The sequence below is a fragment of the Leucobacter alluvii genome (assembly GCF_039530485.1).
GTDB lineage: Bacteria > Actinomycetota > Actinomycetes > Actinomycetales > Microbacteriaceae > Leucobacter > Leucobacter alluvii.
Genome location: NZ_BAAAOP010000001.1, coordinates 1 through 21300, shown reverse-complemented (window position 1 = coordinate 21300; position 21300 = coordinate 1). Strand labels below are relative to the sequence as shown.

At 69.6% G+C, this 21300-nt stretch carries 18 protein-coding genes; 5 read left to right on the top strand and 13 right to left on the bottom strand.

The window, feature by feature from the left end; translation table 11 throughout:
• Positions 1 to 4: 4 nt before the first annotated feature.
• Entirely contained in the window at positions 5 to 856 is an 852-nt protein-coding gene (locus ABFX18_RS00090) for a ParA family protein (protein WP_346056835.1), read from the bottom strand.
• Between the two features lie 68 nt (positions 857 to 924).
• Between ABFX18_RS00090 and zapE the strand changes: the two genes are divergently transcribed.
• Together zapE and ABFX18_RS00080 are read left to right on the top strand one after the other, a co-directional pair.
• A complete protein-coding gene (gene zapE / locus ABFX18_RS00085) occupies positions 925 to 2040 on the top strand; it encodes a cell division protein ZapE (protein WP_346056833.1) in 1116 nt (371 codons plus the stop codon).
• Positions 2037 to 2765: a 4'-phosphopantetheinyl transferase family protein gene (locus ABFX18_RS00080; RefSeq protein ID WP_346056831.1), complete on the top strand. Its 729-nt coding sequence runs from the start codon at positions 2037 to 2039 to the stop codon at positions 2763 to 2765. Before zapE ends, ABFX18_RS00080 begins: the two co-directional genes overlap by 4 nt.
• Here ABFX18_RS00080 and ABFX18_RS00075 read toward each other — a convergent pair.
• The 6 genes from ABFX18_RS00075 to ABFX18_RS00050 form a co-directional block, all read right to left on the bottom strand.
• Positions 2717 to 4009: a M1 family metallopeptidase gene (locus tag ABFX18_RS00075; RefSeq protein WP_346056830.1), complete on the bottom strand. Its 1293-nt coding sequence runs from the start codon at positions 4007 to 4009 to the stop codon at positions 2717 to 2719. The two genes, ABFX18_RS00080 and ABFX18_RS00075, sit on opposite strands and share 49 nt — an antisense overlap.
• Before the next feature lie 20 nt (positions 4010 to 4029).
• Complete coding sequence (locus ABFX18_RS00070) at positions 4030 to 8031, bottom strand: Pls/PosA family non-ribosomal peptide synthetase (protein WP_428833606.1); 4002 nt, start codon at positions 8029 to 8031, stop codon at positions 4030 to 4032.
• A gap of 153 nt (positions 8032 to 8184) precedes the next feature.
• Entirely contained in the window at positions 8185 to 9168 is a 984-nt protein-coding gene (locus ABFX18_RS00065; protein WP_346056826.1) for a site-specific tyrosine recombinase XerD, read from the bottom strand.
• Entirely contained in the window at positions 9168 to 9851 is a 684-nt protein-coding gene (locus ABFX18_RS00060; protein WP_346056824.1) for an NUDIX domain-containing protein, read from the bottom strand. The genes ABFX18_RS00065 and ABFX18_RS00060 overlap by 1 nt, the downstream gene beginning before the upstream one ends.
• Positions 9844 to 11538, bottom strand: a complete 1695-nt coding sequence (pyrG, locus tag ABFX18_RS00055; protein ID WP_090151293.1) for a CTP synthase — start codon at positions 11536 to 11538, stop codon at positions 9844 to 9846. Before pyrG ends, ABFX18_RS00060 begins: the two co-directional genes overlap by 8 nt.
• 44 nt (positions 11539 to 11582) lie before the next feature.
• Positions 11583 to 12845 (bottom strand): AI-2E family transporter, encoded by a 1263-nt coding sequence (locus ABFX18_RS00050; protein ID WP_346056822.1) that lies wholly within the window; start codon positions 12843 to 12845, stop codon positions 11583 to 11585.
• 145 nt (positions 12846 to 12990) lie between these two features.
• Between ABFX18_RS00050 and cmtR the strand changes: the two genes are divergently transcribed.
• Complete coding sequence (gene cmtR / locus ABFX18_RS00045) at positions 12991 to 13359, top strand: Cd(II)/Pb(II)-sensing metalloregulatory transcriptional regulator CmtR (RefSeq protein ID WP_346056820.1); 369 nt, start codon at positions 12991 to 12993, stop codon at positions 13357 to 13359.
• On the top strand, positions 13356 to 14018 hold the full coding sequence (locus ABFX18_RS00040) for a cation efflux transmembrane domain-containing protein (protein ID WP_346056818.1): 663 nt from the start codon (positions 13356 to 13358) through the stop codon (positions 14016 to 14018). The genes cmtR and ABFX18_RS00040 overlap by 4 nt, the downstream gene beginning before the upstream one ends.
• Here ABFX18_RS00040 and recN read toward each other — a convergent pair.
• Genes recN through ABFX18_RS00010 form a run of 6 tightly spaced genes read right to left on the bottom strand, consistent with a single transcriptional unit; the run spans position 14010 to position 19867 of the window.
• Positions 14010 to 15701 carry a DNA repair protein RecN gene (gene recN / locus ABFX18_RS00035; protein WP_346056816.1) on the bottom strand — a complete coding sequence of 564 codons (1692 nt, stop codon included), beginning with the start codon at positions 15699 to 15701 and terminating at the stop codon, positions 14010 to 14012. The genes ABFX18_RS00040 and recN overlap by 9 nt on opposite strands.
• Positions 15698 to 16624 carry an NAD kinase gene (locus tag ABFX18_RS00030; RefSeq protein ID WP_090151307.1) on the bottom strand — a complete coding sequence of 309 codons (927 nt, stop codon included), beginning with the start codon at positions 16622 to 16624 and terminating at the stop codon, positions 15698 to 15700. The genes recN and ABFX18_RS00030 overlap by 4 nt, the downstream gene beginning before the upstream one ends.
• Positions 16621 to 17559, bottom strand: coding sequence for a TlyA family RNA methyltransferase (locus ABFX18_RS00025; protein WP_336662376.1), 939 nt, complete (start codon positions 17557 to 17559; stop codon positions 16621 to 16623). Before ABFX18_RS00025 ends, ABFX18_RS00030 begins: the two co-directional genes overlap by 4 nt.
• Positions 17546 to 17752, bottom strand: a complete 207-nt coding sequence (locus ABFX18_RS00020; protein ID WP_346056814.1) for a hypothetical protein — start codon at positions 17750 to 17752, stop codon at positions 17546 to 17548. Before ABFX18_RS00020 ends, ABFX18_RS00025 begins: the two co-directional genes overlap by 14 nt.
• Positions 17753 to 17792: 40 nt before the next feature.
• A complete protein-coding gene (locus tag ABFX18_RS00015; RefSeq protein ID WP_346056813.1) occupies positions 17793 to 18833 on the bottom strand; it encodes an HAD-IIA family hydrolase in 1041 nt (346 codons plus the stop codon).
• On the bottom strand, positions 18833 to 19867 hold the full coding sequence (locus ABFX18_RS00010) for a tetratricopeptide repeat protein (RefSeq protein ID WP_346056812.1): 1035 nt from the start codon (positions 19865 to 19867) through the stop codon (positions 18833 to 18835). The genes ABFX18_RS00015 and ABFX18_RS00010 overlap by 1 nt, the downstream gene beginning before the upstream one ends.
• On the opposite strand from ABFX18_RS00010, the gene ABFX18_RS00005 reads away from it, so the two are divergent.
• A complete protein-coding gene (locus ABFX18_RS00005; RefSeq protein WP_346056810.1) occupies positions 19856 to 21292 on the top strand; it encodes a proline dehydrogenase family protein in 1437 nt (478 codons plus the stop codon). The two genes, ABFX18_RS00010 and ABFX18_RS00005, sit on opposite strands and share 12 nt — an antisense overlap.
• The last annotated feature ends 8 nt before the right edge of the window (positions 21293 to 21300 follow it).

Sequence of the window (21300 nt, the reverse complement as noted above, 5' to 3'; positions counted from 1 at the left end):
GGCGCTAGGCGACGGCGCCGCGTTGCACGAGCTCGCGGGCCAGCTTGAGATACGCCTCTGAGGCGGCGTTCGATGGGGCGTAGTCGAGAATCGGCTTCGCGGCGATCTGCGCGTCTGGCAGCTTCACGGTGCGGCCGATCACGGTGTCGAACACCTTGTCGCCAAACGTGTCGACCACGCGCTCGAGCACCTCGCGGGCGTGCAGCGTGCGTGCGTCGTACATCGTCGCGAGAATGCCGTCGAGTTCGAGCGCCGGGTTCAGGCGATCGCGCACCTTGTCGACGGTTTCGACCAGCAGGGCGACGCCGCGCAGCGCGAAGTACTCGCAGGCGAGCGGAATCAGCACGCCGTGGCTCGCCGTGAGCGCGTTCACAGTCAAGAGACCGAGCGACGGCTGGCAGTCGATCAAGATGACGTCGTAGTCGTCCACGACCTTGCGCAGCACGCTGCCGAGAATCTGCTCGCGCGCGACCTCAGTGACGAGATGCACCTCGGCGGCCGAGAGGTCGATGTTGGCGGGAATCACGTCGAGCCCGGCGGTGCCGGTGGTCTGGATCGCGTCGCGCGGATCCTTCAGCTTGCCGAGCATCAGGTCGTAGATGGTGGGGACGTCGTGGGCCGGCACTCCGAGGCCCGCCGAGAGCGCGCCCTGGGGGTCGAAGTCGACGGCGAGCACGCGGCGACCGTAGCGCGCGAGCGCTGCAGCGAGATTGATGGTGCTGGTCGTCTTGCCGACGCCGCCCTTCTGGTTGCACATGGCGATGATGCGCGCGGGCCCGTGGCGGTCGAGCTTCTTGGGTGCCGGAATGATGCGATCGGGTCGCCCGGTCGGCCCCAGTTCGACCTGTTTCGCCATACCCGGTCTCCTCCCGCTCACTGACATTCCATCCTAGCCTGGAGCGCGCCTCGCTAGGATCGGGGAACGTGACGGATCCGCGAGCGACACCCCGCGCCGCTTCGCGGCTCAGCGCCGCAGTGGAGCACTCGGCGGGAGCGAAGGGCATTCTGCTCGACCGGGCTCAGCAGCAGTTGCTCGATGAGATCGCCGTGCTGGCCGGCCGGTGGGGCGGTGCGCGCACTCCCAGCGGGGTCTTCATCCACGGGCCGGCAGGGCGCGGCAAGACCTGGCTCGCATCTGAGATCTTCGACGCGATCGATGTGCCGGCGGCCGCGAAGCGCCGCGTGCACTTCCACACCTTCTTCCAGGAGCTGCAGCGCCGTTTCGGAGCGCAGATGACGGCCCGAGACGCGATCGAAGCGACCGTCGCCGAGTTGCTCGACGGCGCACGGGTCTTCTTCTTCGATGAGCTGCACGTGCACGATCCGGGCGGCGCGAGCCTGCTCAATCGTCTCGTGGCGGAGCTGGTCGCCCGCCGCATCCCGACGCTCTTCACCTCCAACTACGAACCGGAGGGTCTGCTCGCGAACCCCGTGTTCCACCACGTGGTCGAGCCGAGCGTGCGTCTCATCCGCGAGCACTTCGCGGTGCGCACGCTCGACGGCGGCAGTGACTACCGCTCCGCGTCGCCTGCGGCCCCCGCCGAGCACGGCTTCGCTTCGGGGCGCTGGATCGCGTTCGGTGCGTCCGGCTCCGCGGCGAGCGCAGCACGATCCTCCGGGCTCGAACCCCCGCACCCGCACGAGTCGACCACTGTGCTGGGCGGGCATCGTGCGCTGCGGGCGCTCGCGGTGCGCCGCGGCGAGGCGAGCAGCGGGCTCACGGCTTCGACGGCTGTCTGGTTCGACTTCGCCGATCTGCTGGAGTCGCCGTCGATCGCCGAGGACTACCTCGATCTCGCCGCCGAGTTCGATCAGTGGGTGCTCGTCGACGCGCCGCCGCTGTCGCAGACGAGTCGCGAGGCGCGGCAGCGGTTCGTCTCGCTGCTCGACGTGCTCATGCATGCCGACCTGCCGCTGACCGTGCTCTCCCGCACGGATCGCGCCGGGCTCGTCGACATCTCCGATCCGCCGGTCGATCTCTTCCGCACCATCAGTCGGCTGGCGCTGTTGCGCGACGGCGATCCCGACGGGGACGGATGACCGGCGGGATCGCCGAGACGCGCGTCGAGCCCGCGCCGTTCGGCATTCGCCTGGCCTGGCGGGCACTCGCGGCGGATGAGGATCGCCGAGACGTCGCCCACGCGCTGCTCGCCTCGATGCTCGCGCCTGCCGACCCGGGCTCGGTGCGCGTCACCCGCCAGTGCCCCGCCTGCGGCAGCAGCGCCCATGGCGCTCCGGTCGCGCGGCTGCTGAACGCCACTGCCAGCACCAGCACCGCCGACGCCACCCGCCCGCCCGACCCGCTCATCAGCATCAGCTATGCGCCGGGCCTCGTCGCCGTCGGCGTCGCCCCCGCCGGCGCCCTCGCACTCGGCATCGACGTCGAACTCGACTCGCCGAGCACGCGAGCGCGCGTCGCTGAGGCGCTCGGGAGCGCCCGCCCGCCCCGAACCCGCGAGACGAGGGGCGCCGTCGCCGCCTGGACCCGGCTCGAGGCGGTCGCCAAGGCTCGTCGCGCGGGGCTCCGCGGCGCCTACGCAGACGCGTCGTTCACGATGCTCGGCGACGGCACCTGGCGCGCAGACCCGTCACCTGCCGGCGCCGATGATCCGGCACAGGCTCTCACGCTCCACGGTGCCGACCGGCGCATCACGCCGACGCCGAACGGCGCGTCTGCGATCCTCAGCCTCGCTTGCGCTCCCCGACGCCCGAGTACTCAGTCGGCCAGCCCGACCACCGGCAGCTCGGGCAGGGCCTCCGCGTAGATCCATGATTCGAAGAGCGCGTCGACGCGCACCGGGCTCAGCGACTGCGCCAGCGCGATGAAGCCGGCCGTCGCCACGAGCCGATGTCGATACGTGCTCGCCCACGCGAGCAGCAGCGCACGGAACGGCTCCTCCCCCATGACGCGCCGCAGCGCCTCGAGCAGCAGGGCCCCGCGCTTGTACACGCGGTCGTCGAACATGTCGGTGGGGCCGGGATCGGCGAGGAGCAGGTCTTGCGGCAGCGCCGAGAGGAGCGCGTGGTGCTCCGCGGCGAGCGCGGCGATCGTCGGGCCGTCCGATGCCTCCGACCAGATCCACTCGGAATAGCAGGCGAACCCCTCGTTGAGCCAGATGTCGTGCCATCGGGCGACTCCCACGCTGTTGCCGAACCACTGATGGGCGAGTTCGTGGGCGATGAGCCGCTGCTCGCTCGGGGCCTCGTGGTTGCGGCCGAAGGTCGCCATGCCCTGCGCTTCGAGGGGGATCTCGAGCTCTTCCTCGGTCACGACGATGGTGAGATCCTCCTGCGGGTACGGGCCGAACCACTCCTCGAACGTCTCGATGATGCGGGGCACCGGCGCGAAGGCGCGCTGGGCGAGGCGGGCGCGGGCGGGCGGTGCGACGAGTCGCGCGCGCGGGCCGAGCCGGTACTCGGCGTACTCGCCGACGTGCGCCGCGACGAGGTAGGTCGCGGTCGGCACCGAGCTCGTGAAGGTCCGGGTCGTCTTGCCGGATCGGGCGGTCGCCCTGCCGGGCACGCCGGTCACGGCCACGAAGAAGCCTCGGTCGGTGGTGAACGAGATGGCGTACGTGGCCCGATCGTCGACCCGGTCGTTGCACGGGAACCACGTCGGAGCCCCGGTGGGCTGGGAGGCGACGAGGGCGCCGTGCTCGAGCTCCTCCCAGCCGAGCTGACCCCAGCGCGAGCGGCGCGGCCCCGGGCGGCCGGAGTAGTCGATGTCGAGCTGCAGGAGCGAGCCGGCGGCGACCCGCTCGGCGAGGCGGATCGTGATCGCGTGCGCCGACTGCTTGACGTGCCGCTGCAGCGCGCCGTCGACGCGCACCTTGTCGGCGCTCAACCCGATGAGGTCGACGCGCAGCTGATCCGTCTCGACCAGCACCCGCACATCGAGCCGTGCGCGGCCGGCGAGCCGGTTGGTGCGGGGCGTGTACTGGAGCGCGAGGTCGTAGTGGGCCACGGAATAGCCGGGGTCGCCGCTCGTCGGCGTATAGGGGTCGTTCATCGTCGTTCGGAACCGCACGGTCACTTCGTCGACTGGTAGGCGCGCAGTTTGAGCGCCCGCCACGGGCCGATGGGATTGCCGCTCCAGCGGGATCCGACCGGCACGCTCTCGCCCCGCATCACCAGCGACGCCGGGCCGACGGTGGCGTGCGCGCCGATCACGGCTGCGGGCAGAATGACGCTGTGCGGGCCGAGCGTGGCCCCCGCGGCGAGTTCGACGGTATCCATGCTCATGATTCGATCATGGAACAGGTGCGTCTGCACGACGCAGCCCCGGTTGACCGTGGATCCGTCGCCCAAAGTGACGAGATCGGGCTCGGGCAGCCAATACGACTCGCACCAGACCCCGGAGCCGACCTTCGCTCCGAGCGAGCGCAACCAGACGGCGAGCGCCGGGGTGCCGGTCGCGGCGCGCGCGAACCAGGGGGCGGCGAGCATCTCCGTGAAGGTGTCGCTCACCTCGGTGCGCCAGACGAAGCTCGACCAGAGCGGCGCCTCGCCTGCACGAATCGGCCCGACGATCGTCCACTTCGCCAGCGTCGTCACCCCGGCGGCCACCGCCCCGGCGGCGAGCATCACGATCCCCGAGAGCAAGATCGTCCAGACCGGCCCCACCGCTGCCCAGAGCCAGGCGAACGCGAACAGCACCGCGATGCCGAGGGCGACCGTGACGAAGACCGCGGCCATGCGCCCGAGCTCCCAGAGCGCGCGGGCGACGCGGAGGCCGGCGCCCGGATGGTACGTGCGACTGTCGTCGCCGCCCTGGGCGAGGCGTCGCAGTCGCACCGGCGGTGACCCGAGCCAGGACGAGCCGGCTTTCGCCTTGCTGGGCGCGACTGAGAGCACGGCGACGAGCGAGTCCTTCGGCACGCGGTGACCCGGACCCGCCATACCCGAGTTGCCGAGGAACGCGCGTTTGCCGATGCGCACCGGCCCGATCCGCATCCATCCGCGATGCAGTTGGTACGAGGCGACCATCGTGTCGTCGGCGAGGAAGGCCCCGTCATCGATCCGAGTCATCGCGGGGATCAGCAGCACGGTCGACGCCTCGACGTTGCGCCCGACGCGTGCGCCGAGCAGCCGCAGCCACACGGGGGTGATGAGGCTCGAGTAGATCGGGAACAGGAAACCGCGGGCCGCGTCGAGCAGCCGCTCGGTGCTCCAGCTCTGCCACCCGACGCGGCTGTGCACCGGGAAGGTTCCCTCGACGAGCCCGATCGCGAGCAGACGCACGAACACCAGCACGGCACCCGCGTACACCGCCCCCGTGACGAGCGCCGCGGGCACGAGCCACGCGAACGCGGCGACGAGGGCGACCCCGAGGCTGTCGGCCCCGCGCAAGCCCGCCGCGATGACGAGCCCGCCAGCGGCGAACGAGGCGAACGGCAGCAGCGCGAGCACCACCGACGAGAGCCCGTAGGCTGCGCGCCACGCTGGCCGATGCGGTGGGCGGCTCTCCGGCCACTGATCAGCGCGACTCGCGCCGATGCGCACCGCCGGCGACCCCGCCCAGGTCTGCTGCGCCTTCACCCGGCCGAAGACGGCGGATCCGGGGGCGATCTCGGCCCCGTCATCGATGCGGGTGCCCGGTGCGAGCGTGCTGCGCGCACCCACGGTCACGTCGCTGCCGATCCTGACCGCCCCGATGCGCAGCAGATCGCCGTCGATCCAGTACCCGGTCAGATCGACCTCCGGTTCGATCGCCGCGCGGGCCCCGACCGCGAGCATGCCGGTGATCGGGGGCAGGGTGTGCAGGCTCACGTCTGCGGCGATCTTCGCGCCCAGGGCGCGCGCGTAGACGGTGATCCACGGCGCACCCGCGAGACCCACCGCATCGATCTGCTGGGCGAACTGCTCGGCGAGCCACAACCGCAGGTGCACCGCTCCGCCGCGCGGGTAGTCACCGGGCCGCACCCGGGCGAGCAGCACGCGCGCGACTGCCGCCGCGATCGCCATCTTGCCGAAGGGTGTCGTGAGCACGAGGATCGCCAGCAGTACCACCCAGATCGGCGCGCTCGGCAGCACGTCGAACCCGGTCGTGAGGTTGAGGGCGGTTCCGGCCGTGAGCAGAATCACGAGCCACCGCAGGCCGCTCGCGATGAAGAGCGGCGCCCCTGCGAGGGTCTGCAGCCACTGCGTGCGGCGCGGCGTGGGCGCCGGCTCGTGGAACCCGCCGTCGTCGTGCGCCTCCGCGACTGCCGAGATCGCTCTCGCCATCGCCCCGAGCCGCGGCACATCGTAGATGTCGGCGACCGTGAATTCCGGCACGCGGGCCCGGATGCGGGACACGAGCTGCGCCGCCGCGAGCGAGCCGCCGCCGAGGTCGAAGAAGTCGACATCCGAACCGGGCACGGCCACCCCGAGCACAGCCTGCCACTGCGCCGCCAGCCACTGCTCGCTCTCGGTCAGGCCCGTCGCCGCCGGAGCGTGCACGCCGGGCAGCGGCCAGGGCAGGGCCGCCCGGTCGACCTTGCCGGAGGTGCGCATGGGCAGCGAGTCGACGACGGCGAGCAGCGGCATCACCCCGGCGGCGAGCCGCTCCGACAGATGCTCCCGGGCGAGCGCCCGGTCGAGCGGTTCGTCGCTCTCGACCACGAGGTACCCGACGAGTACCGGAACGCCCGCTTCGCTCGAACGCACCGCGGCAGCAGCTGCGGTGACCCCGGGCAGCTCTTGCAGGGCGTTCTCGACCTCGCCGAGCTCGATGCGGCGGCCGCCGACCTTGACCTGGTCATCGGCGCGTCCCAGGAATACGAGCCCGGTCGGCTCGTAGCGCACGAGATCCCCCGAGCGGTAGGCGCGCTCCCAACCGAGCTCGGGCATCGGCGCGTACTTCTCGGCGTCCTTCGCGGGGTCGAGGTACCGAGCCAGGCCGACGCCCCCGATGATGAGCTCTCCGGACTCCCCCGGTGCGACCCGGCGCCCCGCAGCGTCGACCACCGCGAGGTCCCAGCCGTCGAGGGGCAGCCCGATGCTGATCGGCGAGGCGCCGTCGAGCGGGCACCCGCAGGCGACGACGGTGGCCTCGGTCGGACCGTACGTGTTCCACACCTCGCGCCCGGCCTCGACGAGCCCGGCCGCGAGTTCGGGCGGGCACGCCTCGCCGCCGAAGATCAGCAGCCGCACGTGTTCGATCGACTCGCGCGGCCACATCGCGGCGAGCGTCGGCACGGTGGAGATCACGCTGATGTTCTGGCGCACCAACCACTGGGCGAGGTCCTCTCCGGCTCGCACGATCGCTCGCGGCGCGGGCACGAGGCAGGCCCCGTGCCTCCAGGCGAGCCACATCTCCTCGCACGAGGCGTCGAAAGCGACGGAGAGGCCGGCGAGCACCCGATCGCCGGGGCCCAGCGGATCCTGCTGCAGGAACATGCGCGCCTCGGCGTCGACGAACGCGGCGGCCGAGCGGTGGGACACGGCGACGCCCTTCGGCACCCCCGTCGAGCCAGACGTGAAGATGATCCAGGCGTCGTCATCGGGGGTCGGGTCGACGGCGGCCTGCTCCGGCTCCGGCGCTCGTGGATCGGGTTCTCGTGGATCGGGTTCTCGTGGATCGGGTTCTCGTGGATCGAGTTCTCGTGGTTCGCGCCCTGCGCGGTGCACGAACCCATCGTTTCCGACGATCCCGACGACCTGAGCCTCTCCGAACACGAGGCGCGCTCGTTCGTCGGTGTCGTCGGCGTCGACGGGAACGTACGCGGCGCCCGCCATCATGATGGCGAGAATCGCGATGTACAGCTCCTGCGATCCGGAATCGATGCGCACACCGACGCGGTCGCCGCGGCCGACACCCGATGCGCGCAGCCCCGCGGCGCGAGCCTCGACCGCGACGACGAGCTCGCGGTAGCTGAGCACCCCCGCCCCCGCGTCGATCGCGGACGCGTCGGGATGCGTCACGGCGGTCGCCCTGAGGATGTCGATGAGCGTGCGCTCGGGTGCGGCGCGGGTCGCGCGGGTCAGCGGAACCTGTGTGTGCTCGCTCGGCGTGGCATTCAAGAGACGGTATCTTTTCGCTGGTCGCATCGTGGCCGCAGGGTGCCGATGCTCGGGCAGCGCGGACGGTCTGCTTCGAATATGTCACCTGAGACCCGCGGCGCGTTACCCGAATGCGGAGATTTCGGCGCCGAGCACCGAACCTTTCCCGTCCGGCCATCTGCCGTTCATTCGCGAGCGCTCCTATTTCGCGCGCGGGTGCGCCAGCAGGTAGTGCTCGCGGAGGGTATCGGCGGTCACCTGCGTGTAGATCTGCGTCGTCGTCACCGAGGCGTGCCCGAGCAGCTCCTGCACCGTGCGCACATCGGCGCCGCCCGCCAGCAGGTGCGTGGCGAAGGAGTGGCGCAGCGTGTGCGGGGAGACCTCTTGGCTGAGCTCTGCGCGTTCGGCGGCGGCCTTGATCACGAGCCACGCGCTCTGCCGCGAGAGCCGCGCTCCCCGGGGCCCGACGAACAGCGCCGGCGTGCCCGCACCGCGCGCCGCCATCGCGGGGCGTGCGCGCACGAGGTAGGCGGCGAGCGCTCGGCCGGCGTAGCTGCCGTAGGGCACGATCCGCTGCTTCGATCCCTTGCCCGTCACCTGCACGAACCCGCCGGACCCCAGAGCGGTGTCGGGATCCTCCACCGCGTCGGCCGTGCCGGGCGCGGCCAGCAGGTCGTCGACGTCGAGCGCCGTGACCTCGCTCACCCGTGCCCCGCTCGCGTAGAGCAGTTCGAGCAGGGCACGATCTCGCAGGCCCACCGGGTCGTCGCCGCCCACGGCCTGCAGCAGTGCCTCGATGTCTGCGAGGGGCAGCGCCTTCGGCAATCGCTGGGCGCGCTTCGGTGTGCGCACGCCGCTGCCCGCGTGAGCGTCGAGCAGGCCTTCCTCGAAGAGAAACCGATGCATGCCGCGCACCGTCGAGAGCCGCCGCGTGATCGATGCTGCCGCGAGTGGCGGCCGGATCTCGCCGTCGGGTGTCCCGTGCGGACTCGCAAGGTCGGCCACGTACTCCGACAGGGTCTCCGGGGTCACGCGCGTCAGATCGGGCACGCCCCGCTCGGCGAGCCACGCTCCGTACGCGACGAGGTCGCGTCGATACGCCGAGCGACTGTTCGCGGAGAGTCCGAGCTCGAGCGCAACGTGTCGCAGGTACCGCTCCGCACCTTCTTCCACGCTGAGCGGCATCAGCGCGAACGCTCTCCCCGCACGGCGTCGCGCCCCGTCCAGGGGAGCTCGGGGTCGCGCAGCGGACGCCAACCCCGTGCGCGAGCGGCAGCGGCGGCGAGCACGGCATTCGCGGTGACCGTGTTCTGCACGCGACCGTCGAGCACCGCGTCCACCACGTCGTCGAGCGGCACCCACTGCGGGCGCAGTTCGGCCTCCTCCTCCGAGCGCACGTAGTCGTGCGCAACAGGCGAGAGCCCGCGTGCGAGGAAGACGCGCATCGCCTCTGTGGAGCTGCCGGGCGCCAGGAACAGGTCGAGCAGCAGATGCCAGATCTCGGCCTGAAGGTCCACCTCCTCGGCCAGCTCGCGTCGGGCTCCCGTGAGGGCGGATTCGCCGGGGACGTCCATGAGTCCGGCTGGAATCTCCCAGAGCCGGTGCCCTGTCGAGTGCCGGTACTGCTTGATGAGGAGCACGCGATCCTCGTCGTCCATGGCCAGCACGGAGACGGCGCCCGTGTGGTCGAGGTACTCCCGCGCCAGTTCGGCTCCCCCGAACGCGACGCGATCGCGCCGCATGTCCCACAGCGCTCCGTGCGCGAGCACGGTGCTCTCGGCGACGCGGACGTCGTCGGCGCGCTCGTCTGCGAGGGGACCGAACGCGTCAGGCCCTTCGCTCGCGGCCGCGCCGACGGCGTCACTCACCGTTGTCGACCTCGAAGAGCTGCGCGGCGTCCCGGCGATGGATCGCCGCTTCGACGAGCCCGGCGAACAGCGGGTGGGGCGTCCCTGGGCGGGAGCGCAGCTCGGGGTGCGCCTGAGTGGCGATGTAGTACGGGTGCACGTCGGTCGGCAGCTCGACGTATTCGACGAGCGCACCGTCCGGGCTCGTCCCGGAGAACGAGAGACCGGATGCGCCGATCTCGTCGCGATACCGGTTGCTCACCTCGTAGCGGTGGCGGTGACGCTCCGTGGCCGTCGGCGCCCCGTAGAGCGACGCCGCGAGGGAGCCCTCGGCGAGCGCGGCCTCGTAGAGTCCGAGGCGCATCGTGCCTCCGAGGTCGCCCCCGTCGATGATGTCGACCTGTTCGGCCATCGTCGCGATCACGGGAACCGGCGTCTCAGGATCGAACTCCGTGGACGATGCGCCCTCGAGTCCGGTCACGTTGCGCGCGTACTCGATCACCATGCACTGGAGGCCGAGGCACAGGCCAAGCGTCGGAATGTGGTTCTCGCGGGCGAAGCGCAGTGCCCCGAGCTTGCCCTCGATGCCGCGAATGCCGAAGCCTCCGGGTACGCAGATGCCGTCGACGTCGCCGAGCGCCTCGAGTGCGCCCTCGGGGGTCTGGCAGCTGTCGGACGGCACCCAGCGGATGTTGACCTTGGTCGAGTGCGCGAACCCGCCGGCGCGCAGCGCCTCGGTGACCGAGAGGTAGGCGTCGGGGAGGTCGATGTACTTGCCGACGAGCGCGAGCGTGACTTCGCCCTTGGGGTGGTGCACGGCGTCGAGCACCGGCTGCCAGCCCGACCAGTCGACGTCGTTCGACCGATCGGAGAGGCCCAGGTTCTCGACGATGATGCTGTCGAGGCTCTGATCGTTGAGCAGCTGCGGCAGATCGTAGATGCTCGGAACGTCGATGGCGTTCACGACGGCTTCCTCGTCGACATCGCACATGAGCGCGATCTTGCGCAGGTTGTCATCGGTGACCGGGCGGTCGCTGCGGAGCACGAGCGCGTCGGGCTGGATTCCGATGGAGCGCAGTGCGGCAACGGAGTGCTGCGTGGGCTTCGTCTTCTGCTCGCCTGAGGCGCCCATGAACGGCACGAGCGAGACGTGCACGAAGAACACGTTCTTGCGCCCGAGCTCGTGCCGCACCTGGCGCGCGGCTTCGAGGAACGGCTGCGATTCGATGTCGCCGACCGTGCCGCCGACCTCGGTGATGATCACGTCGGGCCGCGGCGTCTCGGAGGCCTGCAGCCGCATGCGGCGCTTGATCTCGTTGGTGATGTGCGGGATGACCTGGACCGTATCGCCCAGGTACTCGCCGCGACGCTCCTTGGCGATGACGGTCGAGTAGATCTGACCCGTCGTGACGTTGGCGGCCTGGGAGAGATTGATTCCCAGGAACCGCTCGTAGTGACCGATGTCGAGGTCCGTTTCCGCACCGTCGTCAGTCACGAAGACTTCGCCGTGCTGGAAGGGGTTCATCGTGCCCGGATCCACATTCAGATATGGATCGAGCTTCTGCATGACGACGTGCAATCCGCGCGCCGTCAACAGATTTCCGAGACTCGCAGCCGTAAGGCCCTTTCCCAGCGAGGAGACGACACCTCCGGTCACGAAGATGTGTTTGGTGATTCCGGCCTGGTCCGCGCTCTGCTCTGTTCCCACGGGCTTCAATCTTATCAGTTCAACTCGGACAAATGGCGACGGATCTAGCGCAGCTCTTGCCGCGGCACCCAGACCTGCTTGACGATCATCAGCACCGCCGCTGTGACGGGGATCGCGATGAGGGCGCCCAGCAGGCCGAGAAGCGTGCCGCCGGCGAGCGCACCGATGACCACGAGGGCCCCCGGCGCTGAGACGACGCGGTTCATGACGCGCGGCGTCAGCAGATACGACTCGATCTGCATGTAGATCAGGTAGTAGATCGCAGCGATGATTGCGGTCGTCGGCTCGTCGAACAGCGCGACGATCGTGACCAGCACGGTGGCGACGACCGATCCGATCAGCGGGATGAGAGCGAGGAGGAACACGCCGACAGCGACGAGGCCGGGGAAGGGCACGCCGACGATGGACATCATCACGAATCCGAGCACCGCATTGATGAACGCCAGGATGACCATTCCGTTGACGTATCCGCCGACGGACTTGGTCACCTGCTCGGTGATGTCTATCACCTTCGCGCGGCCCGATCTCGGCACCAGCGAGTAGAAGGCGCGCTTCATCGATTGCAGCGAGGCGAGGAAGTACAGCGACAGAATCAGTACGATGAGCCCGGCGGTCACCCCGTTGGCGATGCCGATGCCGGCTTGCCACACACCGCCGGCGACCTGCGCCCAGTTCTCAGGATTGCTGACGAAATCCTGACCGATCCCGAGCAGCTTGTCGAAATCGATGAATTGACCGAAGCGCTCGTTGAGATCGAGGAACCACGGTTGCCGCATCACGTCTCGGACGAGCCACGGAGCGCTGCGCACCAGCAGGGTGATCTGGTTCGCGATCATCGGGATGATGATGGCGAGCAGCCCCGCGATGATCAGCACGAAGCCGCTGAATACGATGCCGATGCCGATGGGACGCTTCACTCCGCGCCGGTGCAACGCGCGCACCAGCGGATCCAGGCTGAGCGCGACGAACAGCGCAGAGGCGACGTACATGAGGATCGTCGTGACCTGCTCGACCATCCCGCCGAACACCAGTGCCACGAGCACGCCGAGTGTGATGGTGAAGCCGAGCTGGAACGGCCCCCGGATCACGAACTCCCGCGTGTGAGCTTTCGCCCGTTCTTCACGGGCGTCGACCGCGGCCTCACGGGCGTCGCGGTACATCTCACGCGTGTCGGAGTCCATCTGCTCCATGTCGGCGTGCTTCACGTCTGGATGCGAATCCAGATACGCAGCCTTCGTCGCCGCATCGTCGCTGATATCCGGTTTCCTCGGGCCCTGAGCGCCGAACCGGCCGAACAACTTCACCATGTGGGGAGCGTAGCAGTCACCGCGGACATCGCTGCGCCGCGAGCGCGGACGCCGCGCGAGGCCCGCCGAGCTCGCCCGGGCGGGCCTCGGCTTCCGAGCTCGGGCCACCCTGCCCATTGGTCAGCATCCGATGTATAGTCAGTGCATGCTGAACACTACTTCTCGCCTCGACGCCATGTTGCGACTGGGGCGCGCGATGTCGGACCCGTCGCGGGCGCGAATACTGCTGGCACTGCTCGAGTCGCCCGACTATCCCGCCTCGCTCGCAGACTCGTTGGGGCTCTCCCGCACCAACGTGTCGAACCATCTCGCGTGTCTGCGGGGGTGCGGACTCGTCGTCGCAGAACCGGAAGGGCGACGCACCCGTTACGAGATCGCCGATCCCCATCTGACCGCGGCGCTGGCCGAACTGCTGCAAGTCACACTCGCCGTCGACGGCGGCGCACCCTGCGGCGACGCCGCCTGTACCGTCGCGGGATGCTGCGGCGCCGTCGGTGCGGAGACGAGCTCATGACCACCGGCTCCGAAGCGCCCGTGGCCGTCGCAGCGCGACCGGCACCGCCAGCCCCGGCCAGGGCCGGTGTGCTCCGGCGCCGCATCCGCATCGTCGTGGCGTGCACGATCGCCTGGAACATCGTCGAAGCCGTGATCGCGCTCATCGCCGGAGGCATTGCCTCCTCGGCCGCACTCATCGGCTTCGGCCTCGACTCGATCGTCGAGGTGCTCTCGGCTGCGGCGGTGGCGTGGCAGTTCTCGGGGAGCGATCCCGAGCGCCGCGAACGCGCCGCCCTGCGCATCATCGCCGTCTCGTTCTTCGCTCTCGCCGCCTACGTGTCGGTCGATGCGGTGCTGTCACTCACCGGTTTCCGCGAGCCCGAGCACTCGACCGTGGGAATCGTGCTCGCAGCGGTCAGCCTCGCCGTGATGCCGGCGCTGAGCTGGTTCGAACGCCGCACCGGCAGAGAGCTCGGTTCGGCATCCGCCGTCGCAGATTCGCGGCAGACCCTGATCTGCAGCTACCTTTCGGCAGCGCTCCTGCTCGGTTTGGTGCTGAACAGCACGCTCGGGTGGGCGTGGGCGGACTCGATCGCCGCCCTGGTCATCGCGGCTCTCGCGGTGCGCGAAGGCGTTCAAGCCTGGCGCGGTGACGCGTGCTGCGCGCACTCAGATTGATTCGCGCAATGCCAGGAGTTCGGCGGCGTGCTCGAGTGCGCTCCCGGAGTCGCTGAGGCCGGAGAGCAGACGCGCCATCTCGGCGAGTCGTGCGTCTCCGTCCAGACGCCGGCAGCTGCTCTCTGTGAACCCACCCGCCGAGTCTTTGACGACCTTCAGATGGTTCGACGCGAAGGCCGCGACCTGCGCCAGGTGCGTCACCACGATGACCTGAGACGTGCGCGCGAGGCGCGCGAGACGCCGACCGATCTCGATCGCTGCGGCACCTCCGACGCCCGCGTCGACCTCGTCGAACACGAAGGTAGGCACCGGATCGACCCCGGCGACGACGACCTCGAGCGCGAGCATCACGCGCGACAGCTCTCCCCCGGAGGCGGTCTTCGCGACCGGCCGGGGGGCCGCGCCGGGATGCGGACTCAGCAGCAGCTGCACGTCGTCGCCCCCTGATCCGCCGAGCGTCGCCGCCGGCGACACCTCGACGACGAACTCGGCGTCGGGGAGCGCGAGCTGCCGCAGCTCTGCCGTGACGAGCTCTGACAACCGCACGGCCGCCGCTGTCCGCTGCTCTGTCAACCGCGCAGCAAGGTCGCGCTCGCGCTCCGTCTCGGCTTCCAAGCGCTCCGACAGCTCGTCGACCAGGCCGCCGTCGCCGTCGAGCTCCGACAGACGCTCAGCAGCGGTCTCGGCGGTGGCGATCACCGCGGCGCTGTCGGCCCCGTAGAGCCGGAAGAGCCCGTTCAGCGCCGCAAGGCGATCGTTCGCGCGCGCGAGCTCGCCGGGGCCTTCCTCGTCGAGATCGCCGGCGTAGGCGGCGAGCTCGGTTGCCGCATCCGCGATCTGGAAGCTGACGCCCCGCAGCGTTTCGAGCACGGCCGCGAGCCGAGGGTCGAACTCGGCGACCCGCTCGAGCTCGCGCACAGCGTCGTCGACCAGTCCGCCAGCGTCTCTCACGAGCGGTTCGTCGGATTCGCTCGCCAACGCCTCGTGCGCGGCCGAAGTCGCGGCGCGCAGTGCCTCGACGTTGCTCAGCAGCTCGATGCGGCCGGCGAGCTCGATCTCCTCGCCCGCCTGCGGGTCGACGGCGGCGATCTCCTCCAACTCGGCGCGCAGGCGCTCGGCTTCCGCGGTTCGTTCGTCGCGTGTTTCCGTCAACTCCTGCACGCGCGCGCTCAGCTGCTGACGCTCCTGGTGGCTGAACCGATACTCGGCGAGCGTGCGAGACAGCTCCTCTCCCCCGAAGCGATCGAGCGTCTCGCGCTGCGCCGCAGTCGATTTCAGGCGCAACTGCTCCGACTGCCCGTGCACCGCGAACAGGCGATCTGCGAGCCTCCCGAGACTTCCCACAGGGGCGCTGGCTCCGCCGACACCCGCGCGACTGCGTCCTTCCGCGCTCACGGTTCGGCTGAGCACGAGCTCATCGTCTTCGATCTCGCCGCCCAGCTCGTCGACGATGTCGGCGACGATCGGATCGGAGGTGCGCACGATGCCGTGCACGCGCGCCTGAGTTGCGCCGGCGCGCACGGCACCGGCGTCACTGCGCTCCCCCATGAGGAGCCCGAGCGCGCTGACGACCATGGTCTTGCCGGCGCCGGTCTCGCCGGTGATGGCCGTGAACCCCGCGCCGAGCGGCACGGTCGAGTCGACGATGACCCCGAGATCCCTGATCCTGAGCTCTTCGATCATGCGACCTCACCTCCGCGACGACTGCCGCGCCATCCTGAGGTCGGCAGGTGGAATTTACGCACCAGTCGATCCGAGAAGACCCCGGCGTTCAACCGAGCGAGCCGCACCGACTGCGCGGATCGGCTGACCGTCACGATGGATCCAGCCGGGAGCTCCGTGCGTCTGCGCCCGTCGCACCACAGGACCCCCGGCCCGATGTTCTCGGGGAGAATGCGCACGCGCAGCTCAGAGTCGGTGCCGGTGACCAGCGGACGGTTGAACAACGCGTGAGCGGCGATCGGAACGATGAGCATCGCCTGCACCGTCGGCCAGACGATCGGGCCGCCCGCGGAGAAGGCATAGGCGGTCGAGCCAGTGGGGGTCGCGAGCACGACGCCGTCGCACGCGAACGTCGAGATCGGCCGACCGTCGACCCCGATTTCGACCTCGAGCATGCGCCGCTGCTTCTCGACGCTGGCCTCGTTGAGCGCCCAGGTGTCTGCGATCAACCGTCCGTCCAGGCTCGCGCGAACATCGACGGTCAGGCGTTCCTCGACCGTGTAATCGCGCTGCAGCACCCGATCGATGGTCGTCGTGAGATCGAAGCTCTCCATCTCGGCCAAGAATCCGACATGGCCGAGATTCACTCCCACGATGGGGCACTCCGAGCCTCGGAGCAGCTCGGCCGCCCGCAGGATCGTGCCGTCGCCGCCGAGCACGATGGCGGCTTCGAGCTCCGTCACCGCCACGTCCGCGCCGAGCAGTGCGATGCGCTCGACTTCGAGGTGCGGAGAGAAGTCGTCCCGGTCTTGCGCGTCGAGCACGGGAACCACGTCGGCGGCGAGCAGCGCGGTCACGGCTTCGACTGTCGCGGCGACCGCCTCATCGCGATGCGTGTGCGACACGATCAGGATCCGCCGTGGTTCGTCGACCTGCATGCTCATCGTCCTTCGTCCGCTCGTGCTGTATCGATGCTCGGCCGCGCTTCGGGAGCCCCTGTGAGCTCGGCGATGCGCGCCTCCCATTCTGTCGGAAGCGCATCTGCAGCGCGCACGAAATACCCGAGGAACTCCCGGTTTCCGTGCGCCCCGATCACCGGTGAAGCTGCGAGGTCGCGCAGTGCGAACCCGTGCTCGGCAGCGGCCTGGAGCACGGTGCGGACCGCGTCGCCCCACTGCGCGGGCGAGGTGACCACGCCGTCTTTCACGCGACCCACTTCGAACTGCGGCTTGATGAGCAGCACGAGCTCAGCTGCAGGTGCCGCGCACGCCGCGATCGCCGGAAAGACGAGCCGGAGCGAGATGAACGACAGATCGGCGACGACCAGCGTCGGGGCGTCGGCGACCCCGGTATCGGCGGCGAGATTGGCCGGCGTGAGTGCTCGCGCATTGCGCCCCTCGACGAGCTTCACGCGATCGTCATCCCGCAGTTGCTGGGCGAGCTGATCGTGGCCGACATCGATCGCCTGCACGATGCGCGCGCCGCGCTCGAGGAGGACTTGCGTGAAGCCGCCCGTCGAGGCTCCGAGATCCAGGGCGACGCGCCCCGAAGGATCGATGGCGAAGGCCTCGAGCGCCGCGAGCAGCTTGTGCGCTGCACGGCCCACGTAGTGGTCGGCCCCGTCCACCGTCACCAGATCGCCCGCGACGACTTTCGCACCCGGCTTGACGGCCACGGCCCCGTTGACCACGACCTGACCGGCGCCGATGAGTTCTGTCGCGCGGCTGCGCGAGCGGGCGAGGCCGAGTAGCGGCACCACCCGATCGAGGCGCTCGGCGGTGCCGCCCCAAGTCGCCTGGAGCTCCGCGCTCACGGTCGCCGCGCCATCCCGCGTCTCACCACGATGCGTCTCCGGCTCGCCGCCCTCAGACGGCGCCATGATCGCCTCGCTGCAACTCGGCGAGCAGTTCGTCGTGCACCTGCTCGAATTTCTGCGCACGGTGCGAGAGCGGCTGGGACTCGATGAGTTCGATCCGGCTGAGCAGGCCGTCGTCGGCCTCGCCCGTGCCGAGGTCGAAGGAGCCACCCGCCTCAGGGCTCGTCCGCTCCTCGCGATTCTCGGTTTCGCTCATACGTCAAGACTAGCGAGGACGTCGGACACGTACCCGTGGCTCAGTGCCAGTGATCCTCGTACAGAATCTCCGGCACCTTCAGCCCGTAGATGGCGAGACCCGAGGCCCAGATCGCCGCGCATCCCGCCCGCAGCAGGTTGATCGCCGAATCGCCTTCGGCGACGACCGACGCGATGTGGCCGTCCATGCGCACCTTCGCCGTGCCCACCTGGACGGTGCCGTCTTTCAGGCGTTCCGTCGTCGGGTACGGCTCGTGGAGTTCGGCGAGCGTCGCCACGATGTAGTCCGGACGCATGTCTTGAGACGCCGCGACGAGCTGCTTCGGTCGATCGACACCGGTCAGCACGTGCAGTGAGGGGATCCCCGCAGCGAGCGCGCCTTTGATATCGGTGTCGAGTCGGTCGCCGATCATCAGCGCATTGCGTGTGCCGAAGCGCGCGAACGCCGCCTCGAAGATCGGCGTCTCCGGCTTCCCCGCGAACACCGGGAGCCGCTGCACCGCCGTATGCACCGCTGAAACGAGTGTTCCATTGCCCGGAGCCAGACCGCGTGCCACCGGGATCGTCCAGTCGGTGTTCGTCGCGATCCACGGGAGCGGATCTCGCCCCGGCTCCTCCGCGAGCGCGAATGCGGCCTCCGCGAGGTGCGCCCATCCGACATCGGGCGCGAAGCCCTGCACGACGGCAGCGGGATCGTCCTCGGCACTGCGAGTCACTTCGAAGCCCGCTTTCCCGAGCTCGTCGACCAGCCCGTCGCCGCCGACGACCAGCACGCGGGAACCGGCGGCGACCGTCTGTCGGAGCAACGAGACGGCCGCTTGCGGGGACGTGACGATCTCTGCGGCTTCGGTGTCGAGGCCCAGCTCGCGGAGGTGCTCCGCCACCGACGCATCGGTGCGGGAGGCATTGTTCGTCACGTACCCGATGCGTACGGCGCGCGCAGCCCGATTGAGCTGCTCGACCGCCTGCGGGATCGCGTCGGGCCCGCGGTAGATCACCCCGTCGAGATCCGCGAGCAACAGTTCGCGGCCCTCGAGCGGGGCTGCGCCGAGCGCAGTGGCACGTTTCCCGAACAGCCCCATCAGTCGCGCTGCTCCGTCCGCTCTTCGGCTTCGTCGCCGACGTCGGTCGGGTCGTCCGACTCGGCGAGCGGCTCCGAACCGTCGTCGGGCTCGGACGCCGTGTCGACGCCGGAAGCGAGGCCGGTGATGCCCGCGGCAGCGAGCAATTCGTCCACCTCGTCCTCGATCGACATCTCCGCCTCGGGCAGCGCCGCCTCGGGCGCTTCAGCTTCGGTCCGCTCGTCTCCGATCTGACCAGCCGGCTCCTCGTCGGCCGGCTCTTCTTCGGCCGGCTCCTCTTCGACCGACTCCACGATCTCGCGATCCGCCTCGATATCGGCATCGGTCTCATCGGAGCGATCCGCATCGTCCGAAGGGTCGGACTCGTCGGCTGCCTCGTCCACGCCTGCGAACTCGCCGATCATCTCTTCGGCCGCCTCGTTCTCGAGCTCGGCGTCACGCTCCTCTTCGATGGCATCCTCATAGACCTCGAAGACCTCGAGCTCGTCGAGCGATCCATGGTGCGCCTGCAGTGCTCGTGCTGCCTGCTCCGCTCGCTCCAACCATTTCGCGGCCTCAGCAGAACGACCGAGATCCTCGAGCACCGCGGAGTATGCGGCGAAGAGATCGGGGCTCCACGAGAACGCCTTCGTCGGGTTCAGCTCAGGAATCTCGAGCTCGAACAGCGCCTGCTGCGTCTGCCCGAGGTCCAGGCGAGCACCCGACATCGCGATCGCGAGGTGCACCCGCTGCTCGGTGTCCAGGCGCGAGGTGTCCGCTTCGAGTCCGGTTTCGATCGCCTTATCGGGGCGCCCCAAGCCGCGCTCGCAATCGACCATCAGTGCGACGTGGCCATCCAGGCCGCTCAACCGCCGATACGTTCGCAGCTCCCGCAGTGCGAGCGCATAGTCACCTGTTCGGTAGGCGGTGATCGCCAAGGTTTCGCGAGCTACGGGGATGCGGCCGGCTCGGCGGTTCGCCGAGAGAGCGTGCTGGTGCGCGAGTTCCGCGTCATCGTCGATGAGGAAGGCCACCATGGCTAGGTGACGGGCCACACGCTCCTGCACGTCCGCCTGCAGCGTCTTCAGCTCATTGCGCGCCGACGGGTGCAAGTCCTTCGGCTCGACCTCGTCGGGAAGCACCGGGTCCCGGTGATCGGACCGGACCGGTCGGAGTTCATGCTGCAGGCGCTCGGCCTCGGTGAACACACGCTCGCGACCACCGCGGTCACTGCGGCCGGCGCCTCGGGTTCCGCCGCGTCCGTACCCGGGGGCGTCATCGCGCTGCGCACGCTCATCGCGGCCGCCGAAATCGCGCCGCGGAGCGCGATCGCTCCGGTCGTCCCGCTGAGGGCGGCGTGCATCACGTTCTCCGAAATCGCGCCGCGGAGCGCGATCATCGCGCTGCGGACGACGATCTCCGCGGTCCCCGCGGTCGTTGCGATCACCGAAGTCACGGCGGGGCGCACGGTCGTCGCGGTCACCGAACTCGCGGCGCGGTGCGCGATCCCCCCGATCATCGCGCTGCGGGCGACGGTCGTCGCGATTCCCGAAGTCACGGCGAGGAGCACGATCCCCCCGATCGTCGCGGCGGGGTGCCCGATCATCGCGGTTGCCGTACTGCGGACGCTGCGAACCACGATCATCGCGGTTCCCGTACTGCGGACGCTGACGATCCCCATCGCGCTGCGGGCGACGATCGTCCCGATCACCGAAATCGCGGCGAGGAGTACGATCATCACGATTGCCGTACTGCGGACGCTGACGATCCCCGTCACGCTGAGGCCGCTGCGAACCACGATCGTCACGGTTCCCGTACTGCGGACGCTGCGAACCACGATCATCGCGGTTCCCGTACTGCGGACGCTGCGAACCACGATCATCGCGGTTCCCGTACTGCGGACGCTGCGAACCACGATCGTCACGGTTTCCGTACTGCGGGCGCTGACGATCGCCGTCGCGCTGCGGGCGGCGATCGTCCCGATCACCGAAGTCACGGCGAGGAGCACGATCTCCCCGATCGTCGCGGCGGGGTGCCCGATCATCGCGGTTGCCGTACTGCGGCCGCTGCGAACCACGATCATCGCGGTTCCCGTACTGCGGACGCTGACGATCCCCATCGCGCTGCGGGCGACGATCGTCCCGATCACCGAAATCGCGGCGGGGCGCACGATCATCACGATTGCCGTATTGAGGCCGCTGCCGATCGCCATCACGCTGCGGGCGCTGCGAACCCCGATCGTCACGGTTCCCGTACTGCGGACGCTGACGATCACCGTCGCGCTGCGGGCGGCGGTCACCGGAATCACGGCGACCTTCACCACGCTGATTACGGGGGCCACGATCCGAGGAGTCGTTCCGATCGGGTCGTTCATTCATAAGGTGCCTCCGAGAATCAGCGCTGTTGAGATGTCTATAAAAAGCGAAAGGGTCGTACAGTGTGTGCCGTCTCTGGCTTACACTGTACGACCCTTTCTGTAAAAGGTGTC

Coding starts and splice junctions, on each gene's coding strand:
- ABFX18_RS00090 (WP_346056835.1), bottom strand. CDS start 856: ATGGCGAAACAGGTCGAACTGGGGCCGACCGGGCGACCCGATCGCATC.
- ABFX18_RS00080 (WP_346056831.1), top strand. CDS start 2,037: ATGACCGGCGGGATCGCCGAGACGCGCGTCGAGCCCGCGCCGTTCGGC.
- ABFX18_RS00075 (WP_346056830.1), bottom strand. CDS start 4,009: ATGAACGACCCCTATACGCCGACGAGCGGCGACCCCGGCTATTCCGTG.
- ABFX18_RS00070 (WP_428833606.1), bottom strand. CDS start 8,031: ATGCGACCAGCGAAAAGATACCGTCTCTTGAATGCCACGCCGAGCGAG.
- ABFX18_RS00065 (WP_346056826.1), bottom strand. CDS start 9,168: ATGCCGCTCAGCGTGGAAGAAGGTGCGGAGCGGTACCTGCGACACGTT.
- ABFX18_RS00050 (WP_346056822.1), bottom strand. CDS start 12,845: ATGGTGAAGTTGTTCGGCCGGTTCGGCGCTCAGGGCCCGAGGAAACCG.
- cmtR (WP_346056820.1), top strand. CDS start 12,991: ATGCTGAACACTACTTCTCGCCTCGACGCCATGTTGCGACTGGGGCGC.
- ABFX18_RS00040 (WP_346056818.1), top strand. CDS start 13,356: ATGACCACCGGCTCCGAAGCGCCCGTGGCCGTCGCAGCGCGACCGGCA.
- recN (WP_346056816.1), bottom strand. CDS start 15,701: ATGATCGAAGAGCTCAGGATCAGGGATCTCGGGGTCATCGTCGACTCG.
- ABFX18_RS00030 (WP_090151307.1), bottom strand. CDS start 16,624: ATGAGCATGCAGGTCGACGAACCACGGCGGATCCTGATCGTGTCGCAC.
- ABFX18_RS00025 (WP_336662376.1), bottom strand. CDS start 17,559: ATGGCGCCGTCTGAGGGCGGCGAGCCGGAGACGCATCGTGGTGAGACG.
- ABFX18_RS00020 (WP_346056814.1), bottom strand. CDS start 17,752: ATGAGCGAAACCGAGAATCGCGAGGAGCGGACGAGCCCTGAGGCGGGT.
- ABFX18_RS00015 (WP_346056813.1), bottom strand. CDS start 18,833: ATGGGGCTGTTCGGGAAACGTGCCACTGCGCTCGGCGCAGCCCCGCTC.